Genomic DNA, 15,262 nt, shown 5'->3' on the forward strand with positions numbered 1-15,262 from the left:
GGGCCCGCTCGCGGCATGGGTTGGGGAAATGTCGGTACGCCTGGACACGGGCGGTAAGCCCAGTGGCGCACGTATGTCCCCCAGGTTACGCGCCCGCGCAGAAACCGTCCGCCTCGGGACCCCGGCCCCGGGCCCCGCCCCGCTCGCTCAGGCCTGCCCGGCCCCGTCCGCCGCCGCCTTCGCGGCCTGCGCGGATTCCGTCCCGGGGCGCTTGCGCTCGACCCAGCCCTCGATGTTCCGCTGCGTCGAACGGTTCACGCCGAGCGCGCCGGCCGGAACGTCGGTGGTGATCACCGAGCCGGCGCCGGTGTAGGCGCCGTCACCGATAGTGACCGGGGCGATGAACATGTTGTCCGAACCGGTTCGGCAGTGCGCGCCGATGACCGTGCGGTGCTTGTTCACGCCGTCGTAGTTCACGGTGACCGAGGCCGCGCCGACGTTGGTGCCCTCGCCGATCGTGGCGTCGCCGATGTACGAGAGGTGCGGCACCTTGGCGCCCTCGCCCAGCTCGGAGTTCTTCACCTCGACGTAGGTGCCGACCTTCGCCTTGCGGGCCAGCCTGGCCCCCGGCCGGAGGTAGGCGTACGGGCCCACGGAGGCCTGCTCGCCCACCTCGGCGCGGTCGGCCGTGGTGTTGCTCACGCGGGCGCCGGCGCCGACCCCGGTGTCCCTGAGGGTCGAGTTCGGGCCCACCTCGCAGCCCTCGCCCAGGTGCGTGGCGCCCTGGAGCTGGGTGTTGGGCAGCACGACGGCGTCCGGCTCGTACGTCACCTGGACGTCGAGCCAGGTGGTCGCCGGGTCGACCACGGTGACGCCCGCGCGCATCGCCCGCTCCAGCAGGCGGTCGTTCAGCAGCCGGCGGGCCTGCGCCAGCTGGACCCGGTCGTTGATGCCCAGGATGTCCCGGTGGTCCTCGGCCACCACGGCGCCGACCCGGTGGCCCGCCGTACGCAGGATCTCCAGGGTGTCGGTCAGGTACTCCTCGCCCTGCGAGTTGTCCGTGGTGAGCTCGCCCAGCGCCTCGGTCAGCAGCTTGGCGTCGAAGGCGAAGACGCCGGAGTTGATCTCGGTGATCGCGCGCTGGATCGCGGTGGCGTCCCGCTCCTCGACGATCGAGGCGACGGTGCCGTCCTCGTCGCGCAGGATGCGGCCGTAGCCGAAGGGCTCCGGGACGACGGCGGTCAGCACGGTGACGCCGTTGCGCTGCGCCGTGTGCGCGTCCGCCAGCCGGCGCAGGGTCTCGCCGGTCAGCAGCGGCGAGTCGCCGGCGGTGACGATGACGGTGCCGTCCAGCTCCACGCCGTCGGCGGTCAGCGACTCCAGCGCCGTGCGCACGGCGTGCCCGGTGCCGTTCTGCTCCTCCTGCACCGCGGTGCGCGCGGCCGGATAGTGCTCCGCCAGGTGCGCCACGACCAGCTCGCGCTGGTGGCCGACCACCACGACCAGCTGGCCGGGCGTCAGTTCCCGGGCCGCCGAAACCGCATGACCCACCAACGAGCGCCCGCACACCTCGTGCAGCACCTTGGGCAGCTTGTTCGACTTCATCCGGGTCCCGCCACCGGCGGCGAGCACGACAACGGCGGCAAGCGAATTGGCACCCATGGGGGGAGGCTCCTCGGTAGGTTCACGGAGAGGGCAGAGCAGGCCCGGCCGGGACCCAGGCCGGTCGCCATTCGCACAGTCCGCCGAGCAGCACCGACAATACCGGCGCGGTCGAAAACGCCCGAACCAGAGGCGCGCAGAGGCTCCGCCGCTAGGATTCGAACCCAGACAAAGGCCTCCAAAGGGCCCTGTGCTGCCATTACACCACGGCGGACAGTCGTGTCAGACCCTACCCGAGAGGGCCCTGCCGTGGGTATCGACTTGCACCGATCCGCGGGCCCGTTTCCGGCCCCCGCGACCGGCCCGACGCGCCCCCGGTTCATCCATCCAGTCGGGTGAATTCACTCAAGCGCCGCGCTGCGATGTGTTCCCCTGGACACGGAGCGCAACCTACGATGCCGTAGGTTACGCAACCGTAGGATCCGCTTCTCTCCCGTTCCGGGACGCCGCAAAGGGACGCCCATGACCATCCAGGCAGGCGAGGCGCGCGCGGGGAACACGTCCCCCGCTCCGTCTCCCGACACCGATCACGCCGAAGCCGGCGAGACCACCGATCCCGACGACACCGCCGGCACCACCGGCCCCGACGCCACCGGTCCCGACGCCGCGGCCACCCGGCTGTCCGCCACCCGCGGCGGCGAGAAGCAGGGCCTCGCCGAACGGATCGCGCTCGGCCTGTTCATCCTCGTGCCGTTCACCGCCCTGGTGGCCGCCGTCCCGGTGGCCTGGGGGTGGGGCCTGGGCTGGACGGACCTCGCGATCGCCGTCACCATGTACTTCCTCACCTGTCACGGCGTCACCGTCGGCTACCACCGCTACTTCACCCACGGCGCGTTCAAGGCCAACCGCCCGGTGCGCCTGGCCCTGGCGGTCGCCGGGAGCCTCGCGGTCGAGGGCCCGCTGGTGCGCTGGGTGGCCGACCACCGCAAGCACCACAGGTTCAGCGACAAGGACGGCGACCCGCACTCCCCGTGGCGCTACGGGGAGAGCCTCCCGGCGCTGATGAAGGGCCTCTGGTGGGCCCACATGGGCTGGCTGTTCGACGAGGAGCAGACCTCTCAGCTCACCTACGCCCCGGACCTGGTCCGCGACCCGGCCATAAGGCGGATCTCCCGGCTGTTCTGGCTCTGGACCACCCTCTCGCTGCTGCTGCCCGCACTGGTCGGCGGCCTGGTGAGCCTCTCCTGGGAGGGCGCGCTGTCCGCCTTCTTCTGGGGCTCGCTGGTCCGGGTGGCACTGCTGCACCACGTCACCTGGTCGATCAACTCGATCTGCCACGCGGTGGGCCGGCGCCCGTTCCGCTCCCGGGACCGCTCCGGCAACGTCTGGTGGCTCGCCGTGCTCTCCTGCGGGGAGTCCTGGCACAACCTGCACCACGCCGACCCGACCGCGGCCAGGCACGGGGTGCTGCGCGGGCAGATCGACTCCTCGGCCCGGCTGATCCGCTGGTTCGAGCTGGCCGGCTGGGTCCGGGACGTCCGCTGGCCGGACGCGGAGCGGATCGCCGCCCGCCGCGCCGCATGAGGCGGCGCTTCCAGCATGATGTAGGGGTGAACGGGAGCAGCGCAGACAGCACAGGCGGTCACCACGGCACGCGGACGGACGCCGCGCCCGCTACGGCGCCGGCCCGTCCGCGGGCCGCTGCACCGGCGGCCGGCTCCGCCGACGGAGGCCCCGCCCGGGGCGCCGGCGGCGGCTCGGCCCCGACCCCGCGCCGCCGGGGCGGCCGGGTCCGGATGACCGGCAAGCAGCGGCGTGAGCAGCTGCTGGAGATCGGCCGGACGGTCTTCGCGGAGCGCGGCTACGACGGCACCTCGGTGGAGGAGATCGCCGAGCGCGCCGGGGTGTCCAAGCCCGTGGTGTACGAGCACTTCGGCGGCAAGGAGGGGCTGTACGCGGTCGTGGTCGACCGCGAGATGCAGCTGCTGCTGGACATGGTGACCGGGGCGCTGACCGGCGGCCACTCCCGCGAGCTGCTGGAGCAGGCCGCGTTCGCGCTGATGGACTACATCGACACCTCGACGGACGGCTTCCGGATCCTGGTCAGGGACTCCCCGGTGGCCCAGTCGACCGGCACCTTCGCCTCGCTGATCAGCGACATCGCCACGCAGGTGGAGGACATCCTCGGGCTGGAGTTCAAGTCGCGCGGCTTCGACGCCCGGCTGGCCCCGATGTACTCGCAGATGCTGGTCGGCATGGTCGCGCTGACCGGGCAGTGGTGGCTGGAGGTCCGCAAGCCGGACAAGGCGACGGTGGCGGCGCACCTGGTGAACCTCGCCTGGCACGGGCTGGAGGGCCTGGAGCGGCACCCGAGGCTGGTCGGCGACCGCAAGGGCTGAGGCCCGGACGCCCCTGGGTCCCGGTCTGACGCCGTGCGCCGGCCCGACGTCGGCCCGACGTCGGTCTGACGCCGTGCGCGGACCTACCGCCGGGTGCCGACCGCGAAGATCCGCCGGAACGGGAACACCGTCCCGTACGGCCCCGGCGGGTACGCCTCGCGCAGCAGCCGCCCGTACTCGGCGAGGAAGGCGGCCCGGTCCGCCGGGTCGGTGAGCCGGGTGAGGACCGGGCGCAGCGCCGTGCCCTTGACCCACTCCAGGACCGGGTCAGGCCCCGGCAGCAGGGTGCGGTACGTGGTCTCCCAGACGTCGGGGAGGCAGCCGGCCGCGGCCAGCGCGTCGAGGTAGCGATCGGGCGGGTGGACGCCGGCCCTGACCGCCTCCTCGCCGAGCATGTCCCGCCAGCGGGCGCCGCGGCGCAGTTCGGCGAGCAGGGTGTGGCTCGGGGCGTCGAAGTTGCCCGGCACCTGGAAGGCGAGCACCCCGCCGGGTTCGAGGGCGTCCGCCCAGCGCGGCAGCAGCGCCAGGTGCCCGTCCACCCACTGGAGGGTGGCGTTGGAGACGATCAGGTCGGGCCGGGCCGGGGCCGGGTCGTAGTCGCGGGCGTCGGCGAGCAGGTAGTCGGCGCCGGGCTCGCCCTCGGTGCGGGCGGTGGCGAGCATCGGGGCGGAGTTGTCGACGCCGGTGAGGCGGGCTTGCGGCCAGCGTCCGCGCAGCACGGCGGTGGAGTTGCCGGGGCCGCAGCCGATGTCCAGGATCACCTCGGCTCCGGGGTGCGGAAGGGCGGGGACGCGGGCGAGCAGGTCGTGCAGCGGGCGGGTGCGTTCGTCGGCGAAGCGCAGGTACTGCGCCGGGTCCCAGACGGGGCTGGTCATGGTTCACCTCGCAAGTATCTCGACATCAAGATATCTCGCGGTAGCCTTGCTGGCACATTTCTCGATGTCAAGAGACTTCACATCGACACATCCACCGATACACTGATCGTCATGGAGGACGAGGTCGACAGGCTGGTCGCAGCATGGCGCCGGGAGCGCCCCGACCTCGACGTGGAGCCGCTGGAGGTGCTCAGCCGGGTCAGCCGGCTCGCCCGGCACCTGGACCGCGCCCGCCGCACCGCCTTCGCCGAGCACGGCCTGGAGCCCTGGGAGTTCGACGTCCTGACCGCCCTGCGGCGGGCCGGCTCCCCGTACCAGCTCTCCCCCGGGCAACTGCTCACCCAGACCCTGGTCACCTCCGGCACCATGACCAACCGGATCGACCGGCTCACCGGCAAGGGCCTGGTCAAGCGCCTGCCCGATCCGGACGACCGGCGCGGCGTGCTGGTCCGGCTCACCGACGACGGCCGCGACCGCGCCGACCAGGCGCTCGCCGGACTGCTCGCCCACGAACGCGAACTGCTCGCCCAGCTCACCGGCGGCCAGCAGACCGAGCTCGCGGCGCTGCTGCGGCGGCTGGTCGCGCCGTTCGACAACATCCCGGGCTGACGGGCCTCCGGACGACTCCTTCCCGGACGGACTTCCGCGGGCGGCTCTCCCGTGGGCGGCCCCTCCGCGGGCCGGGTTCCGTCAGGGGCGCTCGACGGTGCTGGCCACCGAGGGCGGCGGGGGCACGGCCGGTTCGGCGGGGCTGACCCCGGCCCGGCGGGCGACCGCGACGGCCGCCAGCGTGGAGTGCACCCCGAGCTTGCCCAGCACGTTCTGCATGTGCGTGCGGACGGTGTGCGGCGACAGGTAGAGCCGCTCCGCGACGGCCTGCCGGCCGAGGCCAGCGACCATGCAGCGCAGGATCTGCTTCTCCCGCGGAGTGAGGGTGTCGACCAGCCGCTCGCTCTCGGTGCGGTCGCGCCGGGCGGTGGTGAGCTCCCGGATCACCCCGGTGAGCAGCGCGGGCGGCAGGTGCGTCTCGTCCCGCAGCACGCCCCGGATCACCGCGAGCAGCCGGGCCAGCGAACTCTCCTTCGCCACCCAGCCGGTGGCGCCGGCGTGCAGGGCGCGGGCGGCACGGTGCGGGTCGTCGGCGATGGCCAGGACCACGGCGCGCAGCCCGGGGTGGGCGCGGCGGAGCCGAGCGAGCAGGGTGATGCCGTCGGGCGGCGGGGCCGCGGGTCTGAGCTGGTCACCCCGCAGCGGGTCCATCGCGGGACGGACACCGGGCGGCAGCCCACCCGACAGCGGGACCGGCGGCACCGCCGGGCGGCGCGGCTGCGGCACCGGCGAGGCCGCCCTGCGCCGGGCCTCCTCGCCGTGATCGGCGCCGGGTCTCCTGCGGGCTCCGGGGGGCAGTCCGTGCACTCCGGGCGTGCCCGGACCGCCGGTCATCCCCAAGCCACCGACAGTCCCCAGGCCGCCGGCCGCTCCCGCCGGGCCGGCCGTCTCGGCACTGAGGGCGCCGAGGTCGGCGTCGATCAGTGCCACGTCGTAGGCCCGGCCCTCACCGGCCGCCCGTTCCAAGGCCCGCTCGGCGGCGGCGGCACTGCCGGCCGCCCCCACCTCCACGTCCGGCTCGGCGGCGAGCGCCGCGGCCAGTGCCTCGGCGAAGATCCGGTGGTCGTCGACCACCAGGACGCGAATCCGCGCCATCGTCCCTCCCCCTGCTCAGGCCGCCCGAGCCCGGGGGCGGGTACCGGCCCGGCATCCGCGTTCCGGACCTGCGGCTCCGCCCGCCCACCGATGGCCGGTGAGACCGAAAGGGCGCCGGCCCCCACCGGTACCGCACTCAGCGTACGGGGCGGGAAACGCGCTCGTGGCGATATGGTGAAGTTTCGTCAGAAGACGCGTGAGTGGCCGGACTTGACCTCTCAGAGGCCGCCCGGGTGCCGCTCCCGGAACGTCCGGGAGCGGCACCCCATCGCGGTCGGGCCGGCGGCTGCCGGCCTTCGCGTACCGGCCCGTTGCTCACCGGCCTTCGCGCACCGGCGTGTTGCTCACTGCCCGTTGTTCGCCAGGGTGAACTTCCAGGCGTCGGAGACGATGTCGTCCAGGTTCGCGCGGCTCGGGGTCCAGCCGAGCGCCTCGTGGGCACGGGCGGCCGAGGCCACCAGCACCGCCGGGTCCCCGGCCCGACGGCCGGCGACCTGCACCGGGATCTCCCGGCCGGTGACGCGCTTGACCGACTCGATCACCTCGCGCACCGAGAAGCCGCTGCCGTTGCCCAGGTTGCAGATCAGGTGCTCGCCCGGCTTGGCCGCGTCCAGCGCCAGCAGGTGCGCCTCGGCCAGGTCCGCGACGTGGATGTAGTCGCGGATGCAGGTGCCGTCCGGGGTCGGGTAGTCGTCGCCGTACACCGCGATGTGCGGGCGCTTGCCCAGCGCGGCCTGGAAGACCAGCGGGATCAGGTGCGACTCGGGGTCGTGCCGCTCGCCGTACGCGCCGTACGCGCCGGCCACGTTGAAGTAGCGCAGCGAGACGGCGGCCAGGCCGTGGGCGACGGCCTCACTGGTGATCAGGTGGTCCACGGCGAGCTTGGTGGCACCGTAGGTGTTGGTCGGCGCGGTGCGGGCCGTCTCGGCGATCGGCACGGCCTCCGGCTCGCCGTAGGTGGCGGCGGTGGAGGAGAACACCAGCTTGCGCACGCCGGCCGCGCGCATCGCGCTGATCAGCTCCAGCGAGCCGGCCACGTTGTTGCGCCAGTACTTCTCCGGGTCCACGACCGACTCGCCGACCTGCGAGGAGGCGGCGAAGTGCAGCACGCCGTCGAAGGAGCCGTCCAGCACCTTCCCGGCCTCCTGGATCCTGCCCTCGACGAACTCGGCACCGGCCGGGACGCCCTCACGGAAGCCGGTGGAGAGATCGTCCAGGACGGTCACCTGGTGCCCCGCCTCCAGCAGGTGAGCGGCGACCACGCTGCCGACGTAACCGGCGCCACCCGTGACCAGGTACTTACTCATGTTGCGACCTCCAGCGAACGACGGTCCGCCCGGCGGGCGGGAGCCATCGACGGAATGCGAACGACTGGGCTCATTCTCCCAATCCCATCGGGGTGCTCAGGACCACCCGGGCGACTGCTTCCGGCCTCTTCACCCGGTCCCCGGCCCCCGGACACCCGCCGTCTCCCGTGGGTCGTCTCCGCCGGCCTCCCCGTCGCCGGCTCCGGCGGTTCCGTCCGGGCTCCTCCCGCGGCCCTCAGCCCCCGGCCATCCGCTCCAGCAGACCGGTGCGCGCCGCCACCGCGGCCGCCTCCAGCCTGGTCCGCGCACCGAGCTTCATCAGCACCCGCTGGACGTGGGTACGGGCGGTGCTGGCGGCGATCCGCATCCCGGCGGCGATCGCCGCGGTGTCCTCGCCGTCCGCGATCCGGGTCAGCACCTGCACCTCACGGCGGGTCAGCAGCCGCAGCAGCCGGACGGCCTCGTCGTCCGGTTCGGCCACCGGGCGCAGCAGTTGGTCGAAGGCCCCGCGCAGGATGTCCACCGCGACCGCGGCCTCGCCCGCGCGCGCCCGTCCGATCGCCCGCTCGACCACTTCGATCCGCTCGTCACTGGGCACGTAGCCGGCCGCTCCGGCCGCGAACGCCCCTGCGACGCCGCGCAGTTCACCCACCGGGCCGAGCACGATCACGGCCACCTCCGGGCGTTCGCGACGGATCCGGCGCAGCCCGTCGAAGGCCTCCGACTCCCCCGGAGCGGCCACCCCCAGCAGGCACACCTCGGGCCGCCGCCCGACCACCAGGTCCGCGGCGACACCGGCCGGCGAGCCGACCGCGAGCACCCGGTGTCCGCGCAGCTGAAGTGCGGTGGCCAGCGCCTCGGCCAGCAGCCGGTGGTCGTCCACCACCACGAGTCGAACGCCCATGACGCCCTCCCGGTCGGGGTCCGGCTCGCGCCCGCACCCCTCGGGCCGGGCGGCCGATGACGCACCATCACAGCGCATTCCGTACCCGACCCGCTAGGCCGTGGCGTGTCGCCGGTGCGGAACAGGCCGGAGAACGCGAAAGACCCCCGCCGCGAGGCGAGGGTCTTTCAGTGGAGCCCCCATGCGGAATCGAACCGCAGACCTTCTCCTTACCATGGAGACGCTCTACCGACTGAGCTATAGGGGCTTGCCGGGCTTTTGGCCGGGCCGGTCGAACAAGGAAGACATTACACGGCTCCGGGTCCGGAAGGGAAATCGGTCTTCCGGGCCGCGCGCCCGTGCCGCCGGCCGAGCCGCGCACGCTCCTAAGCCGCCGGATCCGTCCCCAGCAGGGGCGCCCGGCGGCGGCCGCCGTCCACCGGCCCGAGCTCCGCGCCGAGGGTCTCCGGCAGCAGCCGCAGGCACCCCAGGGCCAGCAGGCCCAGCGCCGCCAGGTACCAGCCCACCGGCTGCGCCGTCCCGTACGTCCCGGTCAGCCGGGTGGCCACCAGCGGCGTCGTCGCACCACCGATCACCCCGCCGAGGTTGTACGTCAGCGCCGCGCCCGTGTAGCGCACCCGGGTCGGGAACAGCTCCGGCAAGAACGCCGCCACCGGCCCGAACACGCAGCCCAGCACGGCCATCGCCCCCGCCAGCGCGACGAACATCAGCGGCCGGCTCACCGTCTCCAGCAGCGGGAACAACACCGGCGACCAGACCGCGGCCAGGCCCGTCGCCCACCGCAGGGTCCGCCGCCGGCCCCACCGGTCACTGCGCGAGGCGCTCAGCCACACCGTCGCGGCCATGCCCACCGCGCCGGCCAGCAGCATCGACAGCATCAGCGTGCTCGGCACCCCGAGCCCGGTCGTCGCGTACGCCAGCGCGTAGGTCGTGGTCAGGTAGAACAGCGCGTACCCCACGGTGATCGCCCCACCGCCCGCCAGCACCGGGCGCCAGTGCCCGCGCAGCACCTCCAGCACCGGCAGCCGCTCCCGGGACTCCTCCGTCCGGAACAGCGGCGACTCCTCGATCCGCAGCCGTACGAACAGCCCCACCGCGACCATGCCGAACGAGGCCAGGAACGGCACCCGCCAACCCCACGCACGGAACGCCCCCTCGTCCAGGCCGAGTTGCAGCGCCAGGAACACCCCGTTCGCCAGCACGAACCCGATCGTCGGCCCCAGTTGCAGGAACCCCCCGTACCGCCCCCGCCGCCCCGCCGGCGCGTTCTCCGCGATCAGCAGCGCCGCACCGCCCCACTCCCCGCCCAACCCGACACCCTGGCACACCCGCAGCACCACCAGCACCGCCGGCGCCCACCAGCCCCACACCGCGTACCCCGGCAGCAGCCCCACCGCCGCCGTCGCCAGCCCCATCAGCAGCAGCGACACCACCAGCGTCGCCTTCCGCCCCACCCGGTCCCCGAAGTGCCCGAACACCACCGCCCCCACCGGCCGGGCCAGGAACGCCACCGCGTACACCGAGAACGCCGCCAACAGCGCCCCCACCGTGCCCAGTCCGGGAAAGAACACCGGCCCGAACACCAACGCGGCGGCCGTGCCGTAAATGAAGAAGTCGTAGAACTCGATCGCCGTCCCGATCAACGCCGCAGTCGCCGCCCGCCGCAACTGCCCGGCCTGCCAGGCACCCTCCGCATCCATACCACCACCCTCGCCACCCCACCCGGCCCTGGCCAGCCCCCACCCGAGTGACCCCGGCGCACACCCCACCACCCCACGCCGCCCCGCACTCCCCGCTCGCCGCCCGCCGCCGCCCGACACAGGCGAGGGCGCCGGGATGAACCCGACGCCCTCGTGCCCGCTGTCCCGCCAACGCACCTACCGCGCGTACGGGTTGTCCTCCGGCGGCACCGGCGGCCGGTACGACGGCGGAGGCGGCGCCACCGCCCCCATCGGCTGCTGCGTCGGCACCGGCGGGGCCTGAACTTCCGGCTGTACGACCGGCTTCCGCCGACGCCGCACCACCGCGAACACCACACCCGCCACCAGCACCAGGCCCGCCACCACACCCGCCACGATCGGCAACGTGCTGCCCGAACCCGACGGCTCCTCCGCCTTCGGCTGCGCCGTCGGCGCACCCACCGCCACATCGGTCGGAGTCTCAACAGGGACCGGCGCCGACGACGCGGAACCAGGTGCACCCGCAGAGGGCGACGGAGCCGCCGACGGCGTAGCCGCGTCAGCCGGAAGCGGCGACACATTCGCGGGACCGGGGTCACCCGAATCCGTCAGCGCAATCCGTGGCCGCACCGCACCGTAACCGACGATATCGTTGCGGGGAGACCCGTCATTCGGCTTTCCCGCAGTATTGACGAGAACCCGAAGAACCTGATTCGCCGTCCAGTCCGGGTGCAGCGACCACACCAACGCCGCCGATGCGGAAACCAGAGCGGCCGAATCCGACGTGCCGTGACTCTTGCAGTAGCCGGTCGGACCTGTGCAGGCCTCGATCATGTCCACGCCGGGGGCAATCACTACGACCTGCGGGCCCCGCTCGGACTCGGCAGTCACCGTGCCGTTCCGGTCAGAAGCTCCTACGCCGACCACATTGGGCAGGGCTCCCGGATATTCGACGACATTCCCCTTGTCCCCGGAGTTCCCGACACTGGAGACCACCAGCGATCCCTTGGCTCGAGCCCATGCAAGGATCTTGTTCAGCTTCTCCACATCAGCAGAAGAAGTCGTGACGGCAGCGGTTCCTTGCGAGACGTTGATGACCTTGGCACCCTGCTCGACCGCATACGTCACAGCCTGGCCGATCTGGTCCAGGAAATCAGCCGAGACCACTGACCGCTCGGATCCATTGGCGATCTTCAAAGGAAGGATCTTGGCGCCGGGGGCAAGACCGTAGGCTCCCTTGCCCCCATCCGACTTCCCGGTCCCCGCAATGAGGCTGGCCATCTGCGTCCCATGGCCCTCCGCGTAGGAACCCACCCCACCTGGACCGCCGCTGAAGTCCTTACCCGGAAGGAACTGTCCGGCCAGATCCGGGTGGTCCAGCTTGAAGCCGCTGTCGATCACGGCAACGGTGACGTTCTCCCCCTTGGAGACCTTCCACATCTCCGGGGCGTGCATGGCATCCAGATGCCACTGATCAGCACGAATCGAGCTGTCCGCCACCGCAGGCGCCGCAACCGGGCCGACCACGATTCCCGCCGCCAGAAACGCCGCCGCAGCAGCCCGCCAACGTGCTCGCGCGTTCGTCCGCCCCATCACAGCTCCTCGTCGATGTCCCCGTCGGCAAGACCAGTGCCCTGAACATGGCTGCCCGGCCACTGGGGAGGCCCAGTGGCCGGGCAGCCGTTGCCGTCCTACTCAATCACGTCCGGGTTGCTGTGCGGCGTACCGCTGGTCCAGGTCTCCTCGTCCTCGTGCAGGTAGTCGGCCCGCTTGCGGCGGTCGCGCTCGTTCCGGCCGCCGTGGCCCGCCATGCCGGGGGCCATCATGCCGTTCTGCCGAGCCTGGGCACCGCCCTCGGGAGCGCTCGCCGCGCGGTTGCGCAGACCCGTGCCGCCGGGCGTGAACTCTCCGCCCGCGACAGGTCCCTTGCGGCCGCCGACCGCACCGCCGGTGGTCGAGGAAAGGCCCCGGCCACGCGAAGCGCCGGCGGCGCCGGCGCCGATCGAACCACCGTGGGCGCCGCCCATGCCGGGATGCATGCCGCCCGCGCCGTTCGGTCCGCCGACTCGGCCGCCGCCAGGCCCCGCCTCGCGGTTGCCGAAGACCGTTCCGCTGGGCAGTCCCGGGGTGCCGCCCTTGCCCTGTCCGGGGCCGCCGCCGAACGGCGCCGTACGCGTCTGGATCTGGCCGCCGCCCTTGCTCTGGACCGACCCGCCGCCGGGTCCGACCGGGATGCCCGGCATCGGCCCGCCACCGGGGATGCCGGGTCCGTTGGTCTGGCCGCTCGGCCCGTTCGGGTAGCCGGGAAGGGTGGTCGGCCCGTCCGGCGGCAGCTGGCCGCCGCCGGGACTGTACGGGCCGGTCTGGGTCGGGAGAGTGGGCAGGGTGGGCAGGCTGTTGAGGTCGGTGCCCGGACGGTTGACCGGGTCCGACGGGTAGGACGACGGGTTCGAAACCCCCGGGTCCTGCGGTACGGACGGCAACTGGCCGCCGCTGTGCGGAGGGGCCGGGGTGTAGCCAGGGCTGCCCGGGCCGGGGCTTCCCGCTCCCGGGTCGTGGGGCAGGACCGTGCCGCCGCCATAGCTTCCGGCGGACGGGTTGGAGTCGCCGCCCACGCTTCCACCACTCAAACGGGGCGAACGGATCGGCCCTCCGGAACCCCCGCTCCCTCCGGTAGCGCCGCCATTGGGATAGTTCGAGCTGCCGTCCCGACTATTCGAACCGGGTGTCCCCGGCAAGGCCACATCGGCGGGAATCCCGTTCAGCGTCGTCGTCGCCGCACTGTAGGCCTGGGCCAGCTTCTCCATCTGGAGAACGGCTTCCTGGTGCTCCTTCTCGACCTTGGCCTTGGCCAGGCTGAACTCCGCCGCCGTCACCCACTTGGGGTCGACCGACTTCATGTAGCCGTCAGCGGTCTCGCCGACGGCAAGCTGGGGGATGTTGAGCAAGCTCGACTGGCTCTTGTGCTTGTTGACCGCCTGGATCTCCGTTTGCGGAGGCTCCGGTACAGCGACCTTGGCAGTGCTGAGCGCCTCACCGGCCTGGTGCATCGCATTGCCGGCAGTCGTGGCGTGGTCACCGATGATCTGTGCCGACTTCTGCAGGTTGTTCACCCACGTCTTGAAGTTCTCGGCAGCCGGCCCTTCCCACGTCACGTTACCGACGTGCGACGTGAGTGCCGTGCTCAGTTCCTTCAGCACCCGTCCGGCCGCCTGCAGTTGGGTGCCACGGCTGAGGACCGTCGCCGGATCCGTGGTGGCCACCATCTTCCGCAGGTGGTCGTGCTCCATGCTTTCGAAGTTCGTGCTGGCTGACACTACTTGCTCCCCGTTTCCCCGTAGGACTCTCCCCAGGCCGCCATCAGTACGTGCTGCCGTTCGCCCCCGGTGCCGACGTGGGGACACCCGCGTCCTTCGCGACGGCGTTCTGCGCGGCCGTCGTGTGGTCCTCGTTGGTCGCGTAGATGCTCGCCGTCTGCGAAACCGCCGCCTGCATCTTCTGGATCTGCGCCGCGAAGTCCTTGTGCAGCTGGACGAGCTGGGCGTGGACCTTCTCGTAGGCGGTCGTCAGGGCCGTCGCCTCGGCGAACTCCGCGCTCGCGAAGCTCTTGCCCGTCAGTTTCTGCTCCTGGAGCTTGTACGGTGCGGCCGGCGACCCCTCCATCGCGGCGAGCAGCGCCTCGACCTTTCCGGCGAACGTCTTGAGCGTGTCGAGTTCGACCTGGACGTTCTGCTTCCCGAAGGCCGCCACCAGGTCGCCGGCGCTGACGTTCGTCTGCGCGGTGCTGACGAAGGGAGCGATGTTGACCCCGCCGAAGGGCCACGGGAGCTTCTTCTCCAGCACGAACGGCGTCGTGTCCCCCGAAGGGTTCGCCGGTGCAGGAGTCCCCGACCCGTTACCGTCGCCTTCTGCCACAGCAGTTCACCTCTCCCCCGTACGCCGCCCGCGCGCCCGGGGCGCCCCGGGCGGCCTCGGGCCGCAACACACCGTCAACTTCTGGGTCGTACCGTCCTGGTCGGTTCACCGCCCGCCCTGTGGACGGTTTCCGCCTCCGTCATCGTAGCCACCACCCCTGTCGGACCGGCAGGGCCCTTGGCCCGGCCGAAAGCGATCGGTACGAACTTGACACGTACGGGCCGCCGATGCGGCCCTGGGTAGACTGACCCGGTACGCCCCATCTGCCGCGCAATGTCGCACAGCAGCGACCCAAGGCCGCAGAACGGACGTGTCCCCATGAACTCCCCCGGCTCCCCCGACTCCGCTGCCTGGTGGGCCCGCGCCGCGCGGCCGGCGCGGCCGCCCCTGCCGGTGGCGCTGATGGTGCGGGCGGCGGCGGGCATGGCAGTGCCGTTGACGGTGGGGCTGCTGACGCACCGGCTGGACCTGGGGGTGTTCGCCGGGCTCGGGGCGATGCACGCGACGATGAACGACCGCGCCGAGCCGACCAGGCTGCGGGCCGCCCGGATCGGGACGGCCGTCCTCGCCTCCGCGTTCGGCATGCTGATCGGCACCGCCCTCCAGCACGCCGACGCGGACGGTCTCGTCCTCGGTGTCGTGCTGACGCTGACCGCCTTCGCCTCCGGCGCGCTGAGCGCGACCGGTCCCCGCGGTTCGGCGGCCGGGATGCTGCTGCTGGTGTCGGCCGCGCTGGGCAGCGGGATGCCGCTGCCGCAGCCGTGGTGGGCGGCGGCGCCGATGATGCCGCTCGGCGCCGCGTTCGTGGTGCTGCTCGGACTGCTCCCGGGCACGCCGAAGCGGTCCGCCGCCGATCCGCGGAACCGGGCGCTCGCCGCCGCGTACGACGCGCTCGGCCGCACCCTCGCCGACCTGGGCGGCCCCCGGGCGGCCGCCT

Annotated in this window: 12 protein-coding genes, 2 tRNA genes and 1 pseudogene; 4 read left to right on the plus strand and 11 right to left on the minus strand. The window is 72.8% G+C overall.

The window, feature by feature from the left end:
- Nucleotides 1-147: 147 nt before the first annotated feature.
- The gene (gene glmU, locus BU198_RS00065; protein WP_188294710.1) at nt 148-1,602 is read right to left on the minus strand and encodes a bifunctional UDP-N-acetylglucosamine diphosphorylase/glucosamine-1-phosphate N-acetyltransferase GlmU; all 1,455 of its coding nucleotides are present in this window, start codon (nt 1,600-1,602) and stop codon (nt 148-150) included.
- Nucleotides 1,603-1,745: 143 nt separating this feature from the next.
- Nucleotides 1,746-1,816, minus strand: a tRNA-Gln gene (locus BU198_RS00070).
- Between the two features lie 248 nt (nt 1,817-2,064).
- Between BU198_RS00070 and BU198_RS00075 the strand changes: the two genes are divergently transcribed.
- Both BU198_RS00075 and BU198_RS00080 read left to right on the plus strand, forming a co-directional pair.
- Nucleotides 2,065-3,126 (plus strand): acyl-CoA desaturase, encoded by a 1,062-nt coding sequence (locus tag BU198_RS00075; RefSeq protein ID WP_188294711.1) that lies wholly within the window; start codon nt 2,065-2,067, stop codon nt 3,124-3,126.
- 212 nt (nt 3,127-3,338) lie between these two features.
- On the plus strand, nt 3,339-3,941 hold the full coding sequence (locus tag BU198_RS00080; RefSeq protein ID WP_030259955.1) for a TetR/AcrR family transcriptional regulator: 603 nt from the start codon (nt 3,339-3,341) through the stop codon (nt 3,939-3,941).
- 83 nt (nt 3,942-4,024) lie between these two features.
- On the opposite strand, the gene BU198_RS00085 is transcribed toward BU198_RS00080, so the two are convergent.
- Nucleotides 4,025-4,816, minus strand: coding sequence for a methyltransferase domain-containing protein (locus tag BU198_RS00085; RefSeq protein ID WP_188294712.1), 792 nt, complete (start codon nt 4,814-4,816; stop codon nt 4,025-4,027).
- Nucleotides 4,817-4,927: 111 nt separating this feature from the next.
- Here BU198_RS00085 and BU198_RS00090 point away from each other — a divergent pair, with 111 nt between their 5' ends.
- A complete protein-coding gene (locus tag BU198_RS00090; RefSeq protein ID WP_188294713.1) occupies nt 4,928-5,425 on the plus strand; it encodes a MarR family winged helix-turn-helix transcriptional regulator in 498 nt (165 codons plus the stop codon).
- An 81-nt stretch (nt 5,426-5,506) separates the two neighbouring features.
- Here the strand turns inward: BU198_RS00090 and BU198_RS00095 are convergent, their stop codons facing one another.
- The 8 genes from BU198_RS00095 to BU198_RS00130 form a co-directional block, all read right to left on the minus strand.
- Complete coding sequence (locus tag BU198_RS00095; protein WP_188294714.1) at nt 5,507-6,520, minus strand: LuxR C-terminal-related transcriptional regulator; 1,014 nt, start codon at nt 6,518-6,520, stop codon at nt 5,507-5,509.
- A 344-nt stretch (nt 6,521-6,864) separates the two neighbouring features.
- The gene (gene galE, locus BU198_RS00100) at nt 6,865-7,827 is read right to left on the minus strand and encodes a UDP-glucose 4-epimerase GalE (RefSeq protein ID WP_188294715.1); all 963 of its coding nucleotides are present in this window, start codon (nt 7,825-7,827) and stop codon (nt 6,865-6,867) included.
- A 235-nt stretch (nt 7,828-8,062) separates the two neighbouring features.
- Entirely contained in the window at nt 8,063-8,731 is a 669-nt protein-coding gene (locus tag BU198_RS00105; RefSeq protein ID WP_188294716.1) for a LuxR C-terminal-related transcriptional regulator, read from the minus strand.
- A 171-nt stretch (nt 8,732-8,902) separates the two neighbouring features.
- A tRNA-Thr gene (locus tag BU198_RS00110) sits at nt 8,903-8,978 on the minus strand.
- Between the two features lie 118 nt (nt 8,979-9,096).
- Nucleotides 9,097-10,431, minus strand: a complete 1,335-nt coding sequence (locus BU198_RS00115) for an MFS transporter (RefSeq protein WP_188294717.1) — start codon at nt 10,429-10,431, stop codon at nt 9,097-9,099.
- A 177-nt stretch (nt 10,432-10,608) separates the two neighbouring features.
- On the minus strand, nt 10,609-12,003 hold the full coding sequence (gene mycP, locus BU198_RS00120; protein WP_188294718.1) for a type VII secretion-associated serine protease mycosin: 1,395 nt from the start codon (nt 12,001-12,003) through the stop codon (nt 10,609-10,611).
- Between the two features lie 98 nt (nt 12,004-12,101).
- Nucleotides 12,102-13,700: a WXG100 family type VII secretion target gene (locus BU198_RS43160; protein ID WP_188294719.1), complete on the minus strand. Its 1,599-nt coding sequence runs from the start codon at nt 13,698-13,700 to the stop codon at nt 12,102-12,104.
- Between the two features lie 70 nt (nt 13,701-13,770).
- On the minus strand, nt 13,771-14,253 hold the full coding sequence (locus BU198_RS00130) for a hypothetical protein (protein WP_188294720.1): 483 nt from the start codon (nt 14,251-14,253) through the stop codon (nt 13,771-13,773).
- A 390-nt stretch (nt 14,254-14,643) separates the two neighbouring features.
- On the opposite strand from BU198_RS00130, the pseudogene BU198_RS00135 reads away from it, so the two are divergent.
- Nucleotides 14,644-15,262 (plus strand): annotated as a pseudogene (locus tag BU198_RS00135) (FUSC family protein); the annotation flags it as partial.

It is taken from the genome of Streptomyces sp. CBMA156 (assembly GCF_014596515.1).
Taxonomy (GTDB): Bacteria; Actinomycetota; Actinomycetes; order Streptomycetales; family Streptomycetaceae; genus Kitasatospora.